At 46.5% G+C, this 15732-nt stretch carries 15 protein-coding genes; 10 read left to right on the top strand and 5 right to left on the bottom strand.

The features are described 5' to 3' along the window. The first annotated feature begins 61 nt into the window (after positions 1 to 61). On the top strand, positions 62 to 496 hold the full coding sequence (locus B153_RS0102640) for a hypothetical protein (protein ID WP_020595113.1): 435 nt from the start codon (positions 62 to 64) through the stop codon (positions 494 to 496). A 14-nt stretch (positions 497 to 510) separates the two neighbouring features. On the opposite strand, the gene B153_RS0102635 is transcribed toward B153_RS0102640, so the two are convergent. Beyond that, the gene (locus B153_RS0102635; RefSeq protein WP_020595112.1) at positions 511 to 1839 is read right to left on the bottom strand and encodes a rhamnogalacturonidase; all 1329 of its coding nucleotides are present in this window, start codon (positions 1837 to 1839) and stop codon (positions 511 to 513) included. A 251-nt stretch (positions 1840 to 2090) separates the two neighbouring features. Between B153_RS0102635 and B153_RS0102630 the strand changes: the two genes are divergently transcribed. From B153_RS0102630 to dnaE, 4 genes are all read left to right on the top strand, one after another. After that, entirely contained in the window at positions 2091 to 3119 is a 1029-nt protein-coding gene (locus B153_RS0102630) for a PD-(D/E)XK nuclease family protein (protein WP_020595111.1), read from the top strand. Continuing rightward, complete coding sequence (locus B153_RS0102625) at positions 3116 to 3412, top strand: DUF6922 domain-containing protein (protein WP_020595110.1); 297 nt, start codon at positions 3116 to 3118, stop codon at positions 3410 to 3412. The genes B153_RS0102630 and B153_RS0102625 overlap by 4 nt, the downstream gene beginning before the upstream one ends. An 8-nt stretch (positions 3413 to 3420) precedes the next feature. Further along, positions 3421 to 3981: a nucleotidyl transferase AbiEii/AbiGii toxin family protein gene (locus tag B153_RS0102620; protein ID WP_020595109.1), complete on the top strand. Its 561-nt coding sequence runs from the start codon at positions 3421 to 3423 to the stop codon at positions 3979 to 3981. Positions 3982 to 4147: 166 nt separating this feature from the next. Beyond that, positions 4148 to 7783 carry a DNA polymerase III subunit alpha gene (gene dnaE, locus B153_RS0102615; RefSeq protein ID WP_020595108.1) on the top strand — a complete coding sequence of 1212 codons (3636 nt, stop codon included), beginning with the start codon at positions 4148 to 4150 and terminating at the stop codon, positions 7781 to 7783. Positions 7784 to 7788: 5 nt separating this feature from the next. On the opposite strand, the gene B153_RS0102610 is transcribed toward dnaE, so the two are convergent. Further along, positions 7789 to 8550, bottom strand: a complete 762-nt coding sequence (locus B153_RS0102610; protein WP_020595107.1) for a hypothetical protein — start codon at positions 8548 to 8550, stop codon at positions 7789 to 7791. Between the two features lie 51 nt (positions 8551 to 8601). On the opposite strand from B153_RS0102610, the gene B153_RS0102605 reads away from it, so the two are divergent. Together B153_RS0102605 and trxA are read left to right on the top strand one after the other, a co-directional pair. Further along, positions 8602 to 8940, top strand: a complete 339-nt coding sequence (locus tag B153_RS0102605) for a XisI protein (RefSeq protein WP_020595106.1) — start codon at positions 8602 to 8604, stop codon at positions 8938 to 8940. 128 nt (positions 8941 to 9068) lie between these two features. Next, positions 9069 to 9413 carry a thioredoxin gene (trxA, locus tag B153_RS0102600; RefSeq protein ID WP_020595105.1) on the top strand — a complete coding sequence of 115 codons (345 nt, stop codon included), beginning with the start codon at positions 9069 to 9071 and terminating at the stop codon, positions 9411 to 9413. 93 nt (positions 9414 to 9506) lie between these two features. On the opposite strand, the gene B153_RS0102595 is transcribed toward trxA, so the two are convergent. Together B153_RS0102595 and B153_RS0102590 are read right to left on the bottom strand one after the other, a co-directional pair. Beyond that, complete coding sequence (locus tag B153_RS0102595) at positions 9507 to 11234, bottom strand: pyruvate dehydrogenase complex dihydrolipoamide acetyltransferase (RefSeq protein ID WP_020595104.1); 1728 nt, start codon at positions 11232 to 11234, stop codon at positions 9507 to 9509. 214 nt (positions 11235 to 11448) lie between these two features. Then, positions 11449 to 12642 carry a class I SAM-dependent rRNA methyltransferase gene (locus tag B153_RS0102590; RefSeq protein ID WP_020595103.1) on the bottom strand — a complete coding sequence of 398 codons (1194 nt, stop codon included), beginning with the start codon at positions 12640 to 12642 and terminating at the stop codon, positions 11449 to 11451. A 140-nt stretch (positions 12643 to 12782) separates the two neighbouring features. Between B153_RS0102590 and B153_RS0102585 the strand changes: the two genes are divergently transcribed. Further along, positions 12783 to 13652 (top strand): sugar phosphate isomerase/epimerase family protein, encoded by an 870-nt coding sequence (locus B153_RS0102585; protein ID WP_026261863.1) that lies wholly within the window; start codon positions 12783 to 12785, stop codon positions 13650 to 13652. A 99-nt stretch (positions 13653 to 13751) separates the two neighbouring features. Here the strand turns inward: B153_RS0102585 and B153_RS0102580 are convergent, their stop codons facing one another. Beyond that, the gene (locus B153_RS0102580) at positions 13752 to 14777 is read right to left on the bottom strand and encodes a zinc dependent phospholipase C family protein (RefSeq protein WP_020595101.1); all 1026 of its coding nucleotides are present in this window, start codon (positions 14775 to 14777) and stop codon (positions 13752 to 13754) included. A gap of 91 nt (positions 14778 to 14868) precedes the next feature. Between B153_RS0102580 and B153_RS0102575 the strand changes: the two genes are divergently transcribed. Together B153_RS0102575 and rpsT are read left to right on the top strand one after the other, a co-directional pair. Continuing rightward, positions 14869 to 15267, top strand: a complete 399-nt coding sequence (locus B153_RS0102575) for a Dabb family protein (RefSeq protein ID WP_026261862.1) — start codon at positions 14869 to 14871, stop codon at positions 15265 to 15267. A gap of 104 nt (positions 15268 to 15371) precedes the next feature. Then, complete coding sequence (gene rpsT, locus B153_RS0102570; protein ID WP_026261861.1) at positions 15372 to 15638, top strand: 30S ribosomal protein S20; 267 nt, start codon at positions 15372 to 15374, stop codon at positions 15636 to 15638. Positions 15639 to 15732: the final 94 nt, after the last annotated feature.

Below are 15732 nucleotides of genomic sequence, written 5' to 3'. Positions count from 1 at the left end.
ACCGTTTCAATAGACATTTTTATACGATCAGCGTTATCTTATTAAAACCATCTGTACAACGATGAAAACGGCCCTATCCATCACGCTTTTTCTGGTAAGCACCCTGTTTACGAATTGCCGGAAGTCGGCGAACGATCCGCAAATGGCTGTGTGCCAACCACCTGCAACCTTGGTAGCCAAGGCTCCCTGCGAGAGCGGCTACCCAGGTGCCCTACTGATCGCTTCTGAGTATCAGGGCAACGCGTCCAATCAACTTATCTACGACATTTATGTCCAGAAAGACACGCTCGCTAATGATCTGACCAAAAGCACGTATAAAAACGCGTCCAATGAGCGGATTATCATCTCCGAAACCATACTCCAAAATGCCCCCAAATTCGTTGTTCAGGTCTCTATCAACTGCAGTGGCAAAGACGCCCCATCTCAATTGTTCGCGTTTGTGAAACGCCCCACAGCCAGTACAGGCTGCTACGTATGGGCCTTACAGAAACAATAATCTGGCCGCCCTTTTCACTCAACAAGGGTATTATTTACGCGCACATTTTTGAGTGTAAAGCCCCAGACAAGGCGTTTGTCGATGGCGGTATTTTTACTTTCTACGTTGACATTTTCAAAAGTAAAGTTGGTCAGTTTGTCGTTTTCGGAGATCGCCACATCAAAAAACGTATCACACGTCAGCTCGATATTTTTGAGGGTTATGTGATCGGAATACGAGATTGGTATGTCTTTACGGCCCTGTAAGTCAAAAAACTGTGTCCAGGGTTTTGCATACAGCAGACTATGGGCCTGCCCTTTTATATTTTCTACGGTGATGTATTCATAAAGCTGTGGCGTATCGGGCCGCATCTTAAGCCACAACACCCGACTGGCTTCACGGACATGGCAGTTGCGCATGAGGATGTTCCGGTTGTGAATGGCCTCACTGCCGCAGGTCAGGGCCGAATGGCAAAATCCAAACTCACAATCTTCAATGATAATGTTGGTATTAGCGCCATTGTTTGGTACCTGGTCGGCCCAGGGGCCTTTGCCCCCTTTGAGCGCAATCGCATCATCGTTTACCGACATATAACAGTCTTTGATGAGCACATTCGTACAGGCATCAATGTCAATCGCATCGGTACTTGGGGCTTTTACAGGCTTGTAGGGCGAATAAATATGAGCATTTAACACTTTCACGTTCTGGCACTGGTAGTAATGGCTCGTCCAGAAACCTGCATTGTGCAGCTTGACATCCTGCACCTGTACGTTATTACATTTCCAGATAAATACCAACCGAGGACGCGACACTTCCAGATTGGTGCAGTTCGGGTTTTCTTTGCGTCTGTCCCAGAAAGCCTCCCAGAACCGCAATCCATTGCCATCAATTTTGCCTTTTCCAGCGATGGTAAAGCCATTGACCTGATAGGCATTGACTAGAGCGGCAAAATAATCCAGGCTTTGCCCTTCCATTCGGGATGGCAGTTTCGGATAGTCGTCAATGTTGTTGGACCCTTTCAGAACCGCCCCCTCGGATACGTACAAGTGCGTTTTGGGTTTGAAGAAGAGCGCTCCACTCATAAAGGTTCCCTTCGGTATCACCACCACCCCTCCTCCCCGTTGAGCGGCTGCATCGATAGCCTTCTGAATCGCGCCGGTCTGAACCAGCGTACTGTCCGATTTTACGCCATAGTCTGTAATCACATACGCTTTTCCAAGCTGCGCAATGGATACTTTTTTTACCGTCCTGAACCAGTTGCTTATTACGGTCCCGTCAGGAAAAGCTTCTTTGCCGGGTGTTTGAGCCACATTCCGTGTACTTCCGATAAGGGTAAAGGCGAGTACAACCAGTAGTTTTTTCATAACGAATCTGTTCTGTCCGTACGACCTACGGCTTTTCAAGCTGCAAGATGCACAGCCTTACTGAATCAGCCATCCTGCACTTTCGGGTAGCTTATCATAATGGTTGTAGGGTGAGATAGCTAGCCCTTGTGTTTTACGAATGCAGATGAATACCAAAGTGCTTGCTGAAAGGTACATAGAGATTGTATGTAAAAATAGGTACTTTGGGTAATCCTTTACGAAACTTAAACCCTCAATTATATATTTCAATCATGTCCCACCAAACTCAACCTAATTTATTTTCCTACGCAACCAGTGAACTATCGCAGGACGCATTTATTTGTTGGTTAGCTGCTTGGGCTGATCCAATATTTGGAGGCTTTGAGCTACATCAAATCGCTCGTGAATTCCTACTCTCTCTCATTCATAAGCATAAGACAAATTACACTCTGGAAAAGATTCAAACAGTTACGGTACTACGTCAGGTTGAAAAATTAGATATACTCATTGAAATCAATAAGGACAATAGCTATGAAAAACTGGCCATTTTGATTGAAGATAAGACTCATACTGACCACCATTCAGGTCAATTGGGTCGTTATTATGATAATGCAAAAAAGGATTATACTGTAGAGCAGATAATACCCATTTATTTCAAAACTGGTTATCAGTCAAAATTTGACGTAGGACAGTATAAAACGTACCTACGAAAAGAATTTTTAGAGCTTTTACAAGTAGGTAAGTCAACGATTAAAAACGCCATTTACTGCGATTTCCTTTCCCACTTGGAAAACATGGAATATGCTGTTAATCAATATTCAAACACAAGTCTGTCTGATTGGAGCGACAATGATTGGCGAGGTTTCTTCATGCAGATATATAATAGCCGCGAGCAATTTTATACTATTGGCGAAGATGACAGAGCCAATTGGAATTACGTAGCAAATCCAGCCGGGGGCTTTTTCGGCTTCTGGTGGTATTTTAAACCTCTTCAAAACGAATTATACACACCATATTTACAGTTAGAGAACAATTCTCTATGTTTCAAGATTGAAGTCAATGACGAAACAAAGCGCTCAATGGCTCGTGAAAAAGCATTCCAGAAATTAATGGCCGCAGCTATTCAGCTCAATAGTATTCGAGTCGAACGACCTAAGCGTATGGGCAATGGCCGATATATGACCGTTATGCGTTGGGATGGTGATTATCGACAGAAACGAAACGGCCTTCTTGACTTTCAAGAGACATTAGAAAACCTGAAAAAAGCCCAAGAGGTTCTAGATAAAACATTTCCACAATGACCATTCCTCCCAACCTCTCCCCCACTGCTTTTTGGGATGTGGATATAAAGAAACTGGAGTATGAAACCAATGCCCGGTTTATTATTGAAAAGGTCATGAACTACGGACTCTGGGCTGATATCCTTGAAATCCTGCGCTATTACGGTCATGAACGAGTAAAAACAGAGGTGATGCAAGCTGCCTATTTAAAGAAGAAGTCGCTATCATTCTGCTGCGCTATTTTTGATCTCAACCCCCAACAGTTCCGATGCTACACCCGTCAACAGTCGAGCCAGATACCCTGGAATTACTAAAGCGGCTTATGAGCCTGCCCTTTCTCGAGCAGTTTGCTTTGGCTGGTGGTACAAATTTAGCTTTACAATTCGGCCATCGTCTGTCCATTGACATTGACTTATTTACAAACCAGTCTTTTCCTGAACAAGAGATTTTTGATGAGCTATTAGCCGTATTCCCTACCTTGATTAAAACGGATGAAGGCCGTAATACGCTCAGTTTATTTATAGAAGGCGTTAAAGTTGATCTTCTGGCTCATCGTTATCCATTGCTTAAACCTTTTACATTCGATGAAGGCATACGTTTCTGGTCGGTTGAAGATGTTATTGCCATGAAGTTAGGGGCAGTTAGTGGGCGGGGAGCAAAAAAGGATTTTTGGGATATAGCCGAACTGCTTAACCACTTTGCTTTGACGGATATTCTCCAGTTTTTTGTAGCTAAATATCCGAATAGCGACCCCGGCTATGTGATTCGTTCACTCACCTATTTTGACGATGCAGAGCCACAGGCAGACCCTGTTACCGTAAAAGCCATCACATGGTCGCAAGTGAAAGACAAAGTCCTACAAGCTGTTCGCTCTTTAGTATAATTTGACAAGAACGCTTATCAGAATCAGACGCTTATCAGAACCTGCCCAAAAATCCTTACGTTTCTTCGTCACTCTCCCCGTCAGATTGCCTATTTTTACCAAAGGAACAAAATCAGTTTATCCTTAAATTTGATAAATCCCGCCGGGTTGCCGGTGCTATTCAACTATGCAATTCTCCCATCTCCACTGCCATACCCAATACTCCCTGCTCGACGGTCAGGCCGACATTAAAAAGCTGATCAAGAAGGCAAAAGCCGACAACATGCCTGCGGTAGCCATCACCGACCACGGCAATATGTTTGGGGTGTTCGAGTTTGTGGCTGAAGCCAGTAAGCAGGGCATCAAACCAATCGTCGGGTGTGAGTTTTATGTAGTGGACGACCATACGCGCAAACAGTTTACCAAAGAGCAAAAAGATATTCGCTATCACCAGTTGTTATTGGCGAAGAGTCCACAGGGCTACAAAAATCTGGTAAAACTCTGCTCGCTGGGCTATATGGAGGGTCTCTATGGTAAATATCCTCGCGTAACCAAGGCGCTGATTGATCAGTATAAAGAAGGGCTCATTGCCACCACCTGTTGCATTGGGGCCATCGTACCGAAAACGATCCTGAAAAAAGGGGAAGAAGCGGGTGAAGCCGAATTCAAGTGGTGGCTCGATCGCTTCGGCGAAGACTATTACGTCGAATTACAACGTCACGAAATTCCTGATCAGATCAAAGCCAACGAGGTACTGGTCAAGTTTGCCCGAAAATACAACGTCAAGATCATTGCGTCGAACGATTCGCACTATGTAGACCGCGACGATTGGGTGGCCCACGATATTCTGCTGTGCGTGAATACGGGTGAAAAACAGAGTACGCCGTCGATGAAGGAATTCAACGACGACGAGGCTATGCCTAAAAACACCCGCTTTGCGTTCTTCTCCGATCAATTCTATTTCAAGAATACCCAGGAGATGAGTACGTTGTTTCATGATCTGCCCGAAGCCATCGACAATACCAACGAGATTGTCGATAAGGTCGAGATCCTGAAACTCAAGCGGGATATTCTGCTGCCCAACTTCCCGATTCCGCAGGAGTTTCAGCTCCATGCCGATGATGTGGCCAACCAGTGGGAATACCTCAAACACTTAACCTACGAAGGGGCCCGAAAGCGATATGGCGAAATTGAAAGCCATGTCCAGGAACGCCTTGACTTTGAGCTGTTCACCATCAAAACGATGGGATTTGCCGGTTACTTTCTCATCGTATCGGACTTCATTAAAGCCGGTCGCGATCTGGGGGTAATGGTCGGTCCAGGCCGGGGGAGTGCGGCTGGGAGTGCCGTGGCCTATTGCATCGGTATTACGAACATCGACCCGATCAAATACGACTTGCTGTTCGAGCGGTTCCTTAACCCCGACCGGAAGTCGATGCCCGATATCGATACCGACTTTGACGATGAAGGTCGGCAACGGGTTATCGACTATGTAGTCGACAAGTATGGGAAACAGCAGGTAGCGGCTATTGTCACCTATGGTACGATGGCTGCTAAATCAGCGATCAAGGACGTAGGCCGGGTGATGGACTTACCCCTTCCCGATGCCAATGCACTGGCCAAGCTAGTTCCCGACAAGCCGACCTACAACATGACCCTCAAACGAATCTTTGAGGACCCAATAGACGGGCCGGGCGGATTGGCGAGCGTGATTCAGCCTGAAGAGGTCGAGAATGTGAAGCGGATGCGGGCTCTCGAATCTGGTGATCAGAACGTAGGTCGGTCGATGAAACTGATCGATACAGAAAAGGTTCAGAACGTATTGCAGCAAGCGCGTCGACTGGAAGGAACCGTACGAAACACGGGCGTTCATGCCGCCGGGATCATCATTGCTCCCGATGATCTGTCGAACATCGTTCCGGTATCAACATCAAAAGATACCAACCTGATTATCACCCAATATGAGGGGAAAGTAATTGAAGATGCGGGGGTTATCAAGATGGACTTTCTGGGTCTGAGAAACCTCACCATCATCAAAGAATGCCTGCGGCTTATCAGGCAAAACTATGGCGGCTTTGTCATCAACGGAGTAGAAACTGACATTGACGACATTCCACTCGACGATCCAAAAGTGTACGAACTGTTCCAGCGGGGCGAAACTAACGCCATTTTCCAGTTCGAATCCGACGGAATGAAGAAATACATGAAGGATCTCAAGCCTGACCGTTTTGAGGACCTCATTGCGATGAACGCCCTGTATCGCCCTGGCCCGATTCAGTACATTCCGACGTTTATCAACCGGAAGCATGGCCGCGAGCAGGTTGTTTATGACCTTCCTGAAATGGAGGAGTACCTGGCCGAAACCTTCGGGATTGCGACTTATCAGGAGCAGATCATGTTGCTGTCGCAGAAATTGGCCAACTTCACCAAAGGCGATGCCGACGTGCTGCGGAAAGCCATGGGGAAGAAGGACCGGGCCACACTCGATAAGATGAAGAGTAAGTTTATGGACGGCTGCGGAGCCAATAAGCTTCCTCTTAAAACGTGCGAAAAAGTCTGGACCGACTGGGAGGCCTTTGCTTCGTACGCGTTCAATAAGTCGCACTCGACCTGTTACGCTTTCGTAGCTTATCAAACCGCTTACCTCAAGACATATTACAAAGCCGAGTACATGGCGGCCGTCTTGACGAGCTGTCTGGGCAACATCGAAAAAATTACCTTCTTCCTCGAAGAGTGTAAGAATATTGGCATCCCCGTACTTGGCCCCGACGTAAACGAATCCGAGCGGGTATTTGGCGTAAACAAAAAGGGAGAAATCCGGTTTGGCCTCGGCGGTATTAAAGGGGCTGGCGATGCGGCAGTAGAAGCCATCATCGAAGAACGCAAAGCCGGCGGATCGTTTAAAGATATTTTCGATTTCGCCATTCGGGTCAATCTCCGCACTGTCAACAAGAAAACCCTCGAATCGCTCGCTTATGCGGGAGCGTTCGATGCCTTAGATGAATACCATCGGGCGCAGTATTTCGAGATTCCGGTCGGGGAAACCAGTGCGTATCTGGAGAAAATTATCCGTTACGCCAACAATTACCACGCTGAGAAAGCCGCAGCCCAGCAATCACTATTTGGCGCTTTAACAGGTGGCGGACCCATGTTACCCCGCCCTAAACCGCCAGTAGTACCTGAATGGAATCAGATCGAAAAGCTGAAATTCGAGAAAGATGTGGTTGGGTTCTATATCACCGGCCACCCGCTGGATGAATTCAAACTCGAACTGGAAGGGTTTTGCAATTGCACACTCGACAAAATTTACGAAGTCAAGGCTCCCGAAATTAAAGTGGCGGGTATTGTATCGGCCCTGCAAACGAAAATTGCCAAAAACGGTAATCCCTTCTGTATCTTCAAGATTGAGGATTACAGTACCTCCATCGAGATGGCCCTTTTTGGCGATGATTACGTTCGGCTTGGCCAGTATATTGAAGTCGGGCGGTTTCTGCACATTACAGGTAAAACGCAGAACCGCTGGAATTCCGAGAATCTGGAGTTCAAACCCATCACCATCCGGCTATTGAGCGAAATGCGCGAAAAATTCTGCAAGGAAGTCCGCGTATCTCTAACGCTGGATTCGGTGAATGCCCAGTTAATCAGTCAGATCAATGAATTGGTTAATGCGCATCCAGGTACATGCTCCCTATCGCTCAATGTAATTGATCCCGACGAACGAATCGAGGTCAGTTTACAGGCACGAACCCTGAAGGTCTTCCCGGCTAACACCTTCCTGCGAGCACTGGAAGCCATGGACGGGGTGACGTGCAAGGTGGCGTAAAAACTTTAAGTAAGGTCATCTTTTAGTATGGTTTTAATTAAATCAACTTCCTGCTGAATTCTAAATTCTCTTTTTTGATTGCTCATGTAGTGTGTAAATTGACTACTTAATACTACAGGGACTTTTAACGTTTTGTAATGGACTACGATTACATTAGGTGTGTCGGTACTTTCAACAGTAAATTGAGAGAATAATCTATTTAGCAGTTTAGAACGTTTTGTAAAGAATCGAGTTACTTCTCCATTAGCGGCAATAATAATTCGAGGAGCTTGAATTACAAGCAACTCAAAAAAAAGCCGGATCTGATCTGCGGCAAATTCTCGCTGCTCTAGCTGCGTAATTAATTGCGTAAACTCATGTTGTACTGACTGGCGAAGCTGAAATAGATCCGCTTGCTCCCAAGGCATATTAAGTAATTGTGCCGTCTGACGATGTCTATCAAAATACCTTAAACTATCGTGATGTAAACGTTGAATTTCCTGAAAGTCAGATATTTTTGAGCGAATTGTAAGAATATCGAATCTAAAAAAATTATCAACGTCATTATTAGTCATGAGACTATCAGCAAAACGAGAGCCTTGTAGAACTCGGCGAATATGTTGAGCATTATAAGATGGATTTATACCCACAAACAGTAAAGAATTGACATTCGGCTCAGGATAAATCATCGGGACAATCATTGATTTATCCTGAGCAGACCATTGTTCAAATAATAGATTGTGCCATTCATTTAATAAAGGCGAAGAGCGTTCATAATTTTGCTTCATATTTAATATTCGGTTTTGATAGATCTATTTTAATAAAAAAACGGTAGTGCGATGGATAAAGTAGCAAAATATCGGCAAATCATCGAAGAGCTTTTACATGAGTATGCTTCTGTTAAAGGAAGCCTGACACCTGGTATTAAATCGCAGCCCATTATTGACCGTCCAAACAATCATTATCAACTTTTGAGAACAGGCTGGCATAATAATCGATTTGTGTATACCATACTCTTCCATTTCGATATCATCGACAGTACGGTTTGGATTCAGCAGAATAATACTGATATTTTAATAGCTGATGAATTAATTAGTCGGGGAGTCGAAAAGGGGGATATTATCTTAGGATTCATATCTGAACAAGCACGCCAGCACAGTAAGTTAATCACAGCTTAAATTAGTTGTAGCTTAACTCTGCGAGCACTGGAAGCCATGGACGGGGTCGTGTGCAAGATTCGGAACTAATCGGGCTGAAAACGGTTTATGTGGGAGAAACAAGTTAAACTAATAAACTATTTTCACTCATGGCAGCAGGATCACTTGCCGTAGAAGCAACCGACGCGAACTTCAACGAACTCATAAATTCTGATAAACCTGTTTTAGTAGACTTCTGGGCTGAATGGTGCGGTCCCTGTCGGATGGTGGGCCCGGTTGTTGAACAACTCGCCAGCGAATACGAAGGGAAAGCCGTTGTCGCCAAAATGGACGTAGACCAGCATTCGCAGGTTCCAGCCAAATTTGGTATCCGTAGCATCCCAACGCTGATGATTTTCAAAAACGGTCAGTTAGTCGATAAAGTAATCGGTGCTGTTCCCAAGAACGTACTGGAGCAAAAACTGCAAGGTGCTCTGGAGCCCGCAGCGATATAATTAGAAGAGGAGAAAAGGGAAGAGGGGGAAGAAAGGGAGTAAGTGGTATGATCCATCCTCCCTTTCTTCCCCCTCTTCCCTTTTTCTCCTTTTTTATACCAGCATCCGCATCGGGTCTTCGAGGAGTTGCTTCACCGTTTGCAGGAAAGCCGCCCCCGTAGCACCATCTACTACACGGTGGTCACAGGAAAGCGTCACTTTCATCACATTAGTTGGTTTAGCCACTTCGCCTTCGAATTTCACGGTCTGCTTGATCGTACCAATGGCCAGAATGCAGGAATCTGGTGGATTGATGATGGCCGTAAATTCGTCGATGCCAAACATACCCAGGTTCGAGATCGAGAACGTGCTCCCCTCCCAGTCTTTGGGCTGTAGTTTTTTATCTTTTGCTTTACCAGCCAGATCTTTCACTTCGCCCGAAATGGTCGACAGCGTTTTCTGATCGGCATTACGAATGACCGGCACCAGCAGCCCTTCATCGACGGCTACTGCAACCCCAATATTAACATACTTATACTTACGGATTTTATCGCCCAGCCACGACGAGTTCACGTTGGGGTGTTGTTTCAATGCCAAAGCAGCCGCTTTGATCACGAAATCGTTGAACGACACTTTTACGGGGCTTACGGTGTTGACGGTTCCACGCAGTTCCATCGCCTTGTCCATGTTGATTTCCATGGTCAGGTAGAAATGCGGAGCCGTGAACAGACTTTCACTCAGGCGACGAGCAATGGTTTTCCGCATCTGGCTAACCGGAATATCCTCGTACTCGCCCCCTGCTGGCGTTGGTACAGACGGAGCAGCAGGCGCTGGAGCCGCAGCCGGTGCGGAAGCAGGCTGTGCCGCTGGTTGAGCAGGTGCAGGCTTGGCAGCCGGAGCAGTTCCGGGAGTAAAGGCTTCTACATCGCTTTTCACGATACGGCCTTCGGGGCCAGTTCCATGAACCTGCGACAGATTGATCCCTTTATCGGCCGCAATCGCTTTGGCTAATGGAGATGCCTTAATCCGACCATTTGAATCGGCTACATCACCAGCCCCCCCTGCCTGCGACAGATCTGTATCGGCATTGGCGGGTACACTGGCCTGCGGATTTTGTTGAGCGGTAGCGCTTCCTCCTTCGCCCGTTGCGGCTGGGGCAGGCGAACCACCGCCTTCCAGCAGTACTTTGAAGTTGGCTCCTTTTTCACCAACAACGGCAATAACATCGTCAACAGCAACTGACGATCCTTCTTTTACGCCAATATAGAGCAACGTTCCCTCTTCGTAGGCTTCAAGGTCCATCGTTGCCTTATCGGTTTCAACTTCGGCCAGTACATCGCCCGATTTCACGGTATCGCCCTCTTTTTTATGCCAGGCTACGATGGTTCCCTCGGTCATGGTATCGCTCATCTTCGGCATGCGTATAACCGAAGCATTCACTTTCTCGGCTGGAGCGGCCGAAACCGCCTTCTGGTCGGGCAGGCTGGTAGTTGCTTCGTTGCTGGCACTGTTGGCCGGAGCAGGCGCTGGAGCCGGACTAGGGGCTGGAGCCGACTGCTGGCTTCCCCCACTGGACCCGTTGAGTAATGCTTTATAATCTTCACCTTCTGCACCAATAACGGCCAGTACGCCATCGACGGGAACAGATGCTCCTTTTTCAACACCAATATAGAGCAGGGTACCTTCCTCATACGATTCAAGGTCCATCGTTGCCTTATCGGTCTCAACTTCGGCCAATATATCGCCGGACTTTACTTTATCGCCCACTTTCTTGTGCCACTCCGCAATGACGCCTTCGGTCATGGTGTCGCTCATTTTGGGCATTCGAATTAATTCAGCCATAATTTAGCTATGTGTATATCGGGTTATACGAAACGATCGGCCGTGCTGGAGCGTACGTTCAGCGCCCCAGTTCAAGGTCAAAATTAAGGGAAAGCAGGAAAGGAAAAAAGGAAATGAAAGGAGGAAGGGGAAGAAAGGGAGAAAAGGGACAAAAGGGGTATAGAAAGCATCCCTTTTCTCCCTTTCTTCCCCTTCCTCCCTCTACTCCTTTTATTCATTCTACCCAAAGCACCAATCCTTTTAAATAGCCTCCTTCAGGATGAAATAAACTAACAGGATGGTCGGCAGGCTGACTCAAATGGTGGAGTACACGAACCTGTCGGCCCGCTTCGATGGCAGCCGCTACGATCGTATTATAAAACAGTTCGCGGTCGACTACCTGCGAGCAGGAGAAGGTAAATAAGATTCCTCCCTGAGCTACGCGTCGAAATCCTTCGGCATTCAGTCGTTTATACCCTTGCACAGCACGGTGCCGAGCAGACAGGCTCTTGGCAAACGCTGGTGGGTCGAGTACCACTACATCATACTGGTGATCGTGGCCTTTCAGATAGTGCATGACATCTTCCGCAAAAGCTTCGTGGGGGCTGTCTTCACCGAAATTGGCCACTACGTTTCGATTTGTCAGGTCAATTGCTTTCTGCGATACATCGACCGAATGCACGGAACTAGCTCCTGCCTTGAGAGCATATACCGAAAACCCACCTGAATAGCAGAACGCATTCAATACTTTTTTACCGTGTGCGTATTGCGCCAGCAAAGCCCGATTGTCGCGCTGATCCAGAAAAAAACCCGTTTTCTGCCCCGTTATCCAGTCGACCAGAAAGGTATTGCCATTTTCCAGAACCGGATGCGGTACGGGTGTTCGTCCATATAAATAGCCGTTGGTAACGGTAGCCCCATACTCGTCGGGTAAGGTATCGGCGCTTTTATCATAAACCGCTTTCAGTTCATCGCCGAAAACGACTTTGAGCGCTTCGGTAATTAAATCCCGCTCCCGGTGCATCCCAATCGAGTGGGCCTGCAGCACAATCACCCCATTGTACATATCCAGGATAAGGCCCGTACAGCCATCGCCTTCACCGTGAACGAGTCGGTAACAATTTGTATCACCCGTCACAATCGTTTGGCGAATGCTCCGAATATGCGTTAATTTCCTGGTCCAGTAATCAACATCTGGCACGATGGGTCCACCGGCTGTGGCACCGAATGAAAACAGCCGAACAGCAATACTACCATCATGGTAATGCCCTGTAGCCAGATAGCGCTGCTTATTATCGTATATTTCAACGACATCGCCATCTGCCACATGCCCTTCATAGCGGCTAATGGCCCGTGAAAACACCCAGGGGTGAAACCGACGAACCGCTTCATCGCGCCCAGGCTGCAAATAAATTTTGGAAAAATTCATGCACAAAGATAAAGAGCGAAAGAGTGAAAGAGCGAACGAGTGAAACCGTCAACATTTTTTTCACCCTTTCGCTCTTTCACTCTTTCGCTCTTTTTTTTCTCATCTTTACAACTCAAACCTGCAAAATCATTTTTCAACCTATGCAACGACGTAGTTTCCTTAAGCAATCCGGCCTTCTTACGGCGGGTGCTTTGACCCTTAACCAGACCGACCTATTCGCTAACGCTCCTGCCAAGATCATTAATCCGTTTGGCGCTCAATTATACAGCGTCCGTGATGTAATGCCTAAAGATCCCAAAGGCGTTATGACGCAACTGGCGCAGATGGGCTATAAACAATTCGAAAGCTACAGTGGTCCACAAGGCTTTTTGTGGGGCATGCAACCAAAGGAGATTAAGTCATTTCTTGATGGGCTGGGCGTAAAAATGGTAAGTACCCACTTCAATTACCGAGCCGAAGTCGACAAGCCGGACCAGCTTAAGAAAAGCATTGAAATGGCACATGATGCCGGACTGACCTACCTGCTTTGTCCATTTTATGGCCCACAAAAAACCTGGGACGAGTGGAAAAAAGTAGCTGATCAATTCAATACAGTTGGTGAAGAAGTCAAAAAAGCGGGGCTGAAATTCGGGTACCACAACCACGACTATTCGTTCCGCCCACTCGACGGTAAACTTCCTCAGGATTTCCTGCTGGACAATACCGATCCTAAGTATGTGATGTTTGAACTGGATTTGTGCTGGATCGATGTAGCGGGCGTAAACACCGAAGAGCACCTCAAAAAGTATGGCAAACGCTACGAACTCTGCCACGTAAAAGATTATACGGTAAAAGATGGCAAGCCCGTCCAGAACGACCTTGGCAAAGGCAATGTCGACTTTAAAAAGACTCTGCGCATTGCCATGAACAGTGGCATTAAATACTTCCTGGTCGAGCAGGAGCAATATCCTGAATCATCGATCATCAGTATGAAAAATGACGCAGAGTATATGAAGCAACTCAGTGTCTGAACCAGGATTTATATGATTTAACTGACCGACTGTGATTATGCTTTCGAAGAAAGCTACGATAAAATCATAGTCGGTCAATCAAATCATATAAATCCCAGTTCAATTTTCCTCCCTTGCAGAAAACAGCCGTTTTAGCCAGTTTTTCTTCTCTTCTACTTCTTCTTTCTGCTCATCGTCGGTCAATTGATATTTGACCAGAGCCTTCAAATCGGGTTGACCTGCATCGACCCAACAGGTGTACCAGAAATCACCGACCATCTTCACCGACGCCCGCATCTGCCGCTCCACCTGCCCTTTTAGGTGTTCGTGATAGCGTCTGGAAAAACCGGCCGAATAAACTTTGGTCGTAACACCGTTCCGTTCTTCAAAACCAAACTTCTGCGTTTCGCCCACTTCATCGGTTAACTGCCGTTCAAAACGTAGTACAGAGTCCAGAGCTGCATTTGCTTTAAAAACCGCCCGCCAGGCCGCTTTTTGTGGCGAATACAGGTACTCCGCCTGCCCCGTCAGAAAATCATAATCGATACTGAACAGTTCCGGCAACCGAGACTCCCAGAACCCATGTATCCCCTGCTGATTTGTTAGCTGACCATTATAATTATGCGTTGTATGCAAGGGTACATTGGCATCGGCAATATAATGACCCAAATCGGCCGCAACTCGTAAAATCCGACGAACATTCCGCTCTTTAAAGGCTTCGGTCAACTGGTATTTTGTGAGTTGAATCTGCCACGGAACAATGCCGTGTAAAGCCAGTGTGTCGGCCCCATACCGATCGGTAGCCTCCTTATAAAAGCGCGGTAGCGTAGCCGTAGTCGTATCTGAGTAAGCATCCAGATCGATGAAATGACGGGGTGCTTCGCCAACCACAGCATATCTGCGTTTATCAGGATTTACGGCATTGTCGCTCAGGTAGGTTATGTACTTTTTAAAGAATGGCATCATATCCGTTGGCAAGGTAAAAACAGCCAGTCTATTGATCTGCTGGTGGGCATAAAAACCCCACACTGGCCGCTTTTGGGGCGTTTTTTTCAGTACGATGGGGGTACCGCTCACTAAACTCGCCAAAAAAATATTGGACAGGATACACAACCAAATAATTCTATAGTACATTTGGTAAAACATGGTACTTTACAGCGAAAAATAGTAACTATTCAATTAAAGCTCCATGTTATTCAAAACAAAATTTCGAAAAACAGAAAAATATCGAATAATCATGAATGCTAAATCAAGAGGGTACGCCCTTGTCGTTGTGTTGATGTGTGCGTTTGCTTTAACAATCTACGGTGCTTACTCACCTGCGCGAAAAGCCCAGAAACAGCAAATTGTGTGCATAAAATTTAAAAAAGGGGTCGAATCTCAAGCTGTTGAACAGCATATGAACGGTTTTGCGGCTCTAAAACATGAAATTCCACAGATCGTCAATTACACCTCTGGAAAGACAATTATGCCCAATCAGGCGGTTTCTGATTATGACGTAGTACATTATCTTACGTTTCAATCGGAAGGTGATATAAAAACTTTTGAAAAAAGTGAAGCCTACAAACAGTTCGTGGCCGAGAACCAGGGAATCTGGGAAAAAACGTTGATTGTCAACGCTGATATTCGTCCCTAACAATTGGACAAAGCAAAGAAATTCGGCTGGTACGCTTGGTTGTTCCAGCCGAATTTCTTATTTTTGCGCCCTCATATCGCGACAACGATCTCATTTATATACCAATGGCAAACCATAAGTCATCAAAAAAAGCAATCCGGTCGAGTGCCAAGAAGCGGCTCCAGAACCGTTATCAGCATGTAACCACCCGGAACATGGTGAAAAAACTCCGTGCAACTACCGACCACGCTATGGCCGTTGAGCTGTTCAAATCGGTTTCGTCGGCACTGGACAAACTCGCCAAACGGAACATCATCCATCGGAACAAAGCAGCCAATAACAAGTCGAAACTGGCTCGTTTGGTGAACAGCCTGAAAGCTGCCAACGCTTAATTCCATCGGACCTATCCAGATTCTCTGGATTCTATCGATTCGTTTTATGCCATTGATAGAGTAGAGAATCCAGAGGACCTATCCAACTTCATTT

The organism is Spirosoma panaciterrae DSM 21099 (assembly GCF_000374025.1).
Classification (GTDB): Bacteria; Bacteroidota; Bacteroidia; order Cytophagales; family Spirosomataceae; genus Spirosoma; species Spirosoma panaciterrae.
Note: the sequence above shows the minus strand (reverse complement) of the source record. Positions and strands in the feature narration are given on the sequence as shown.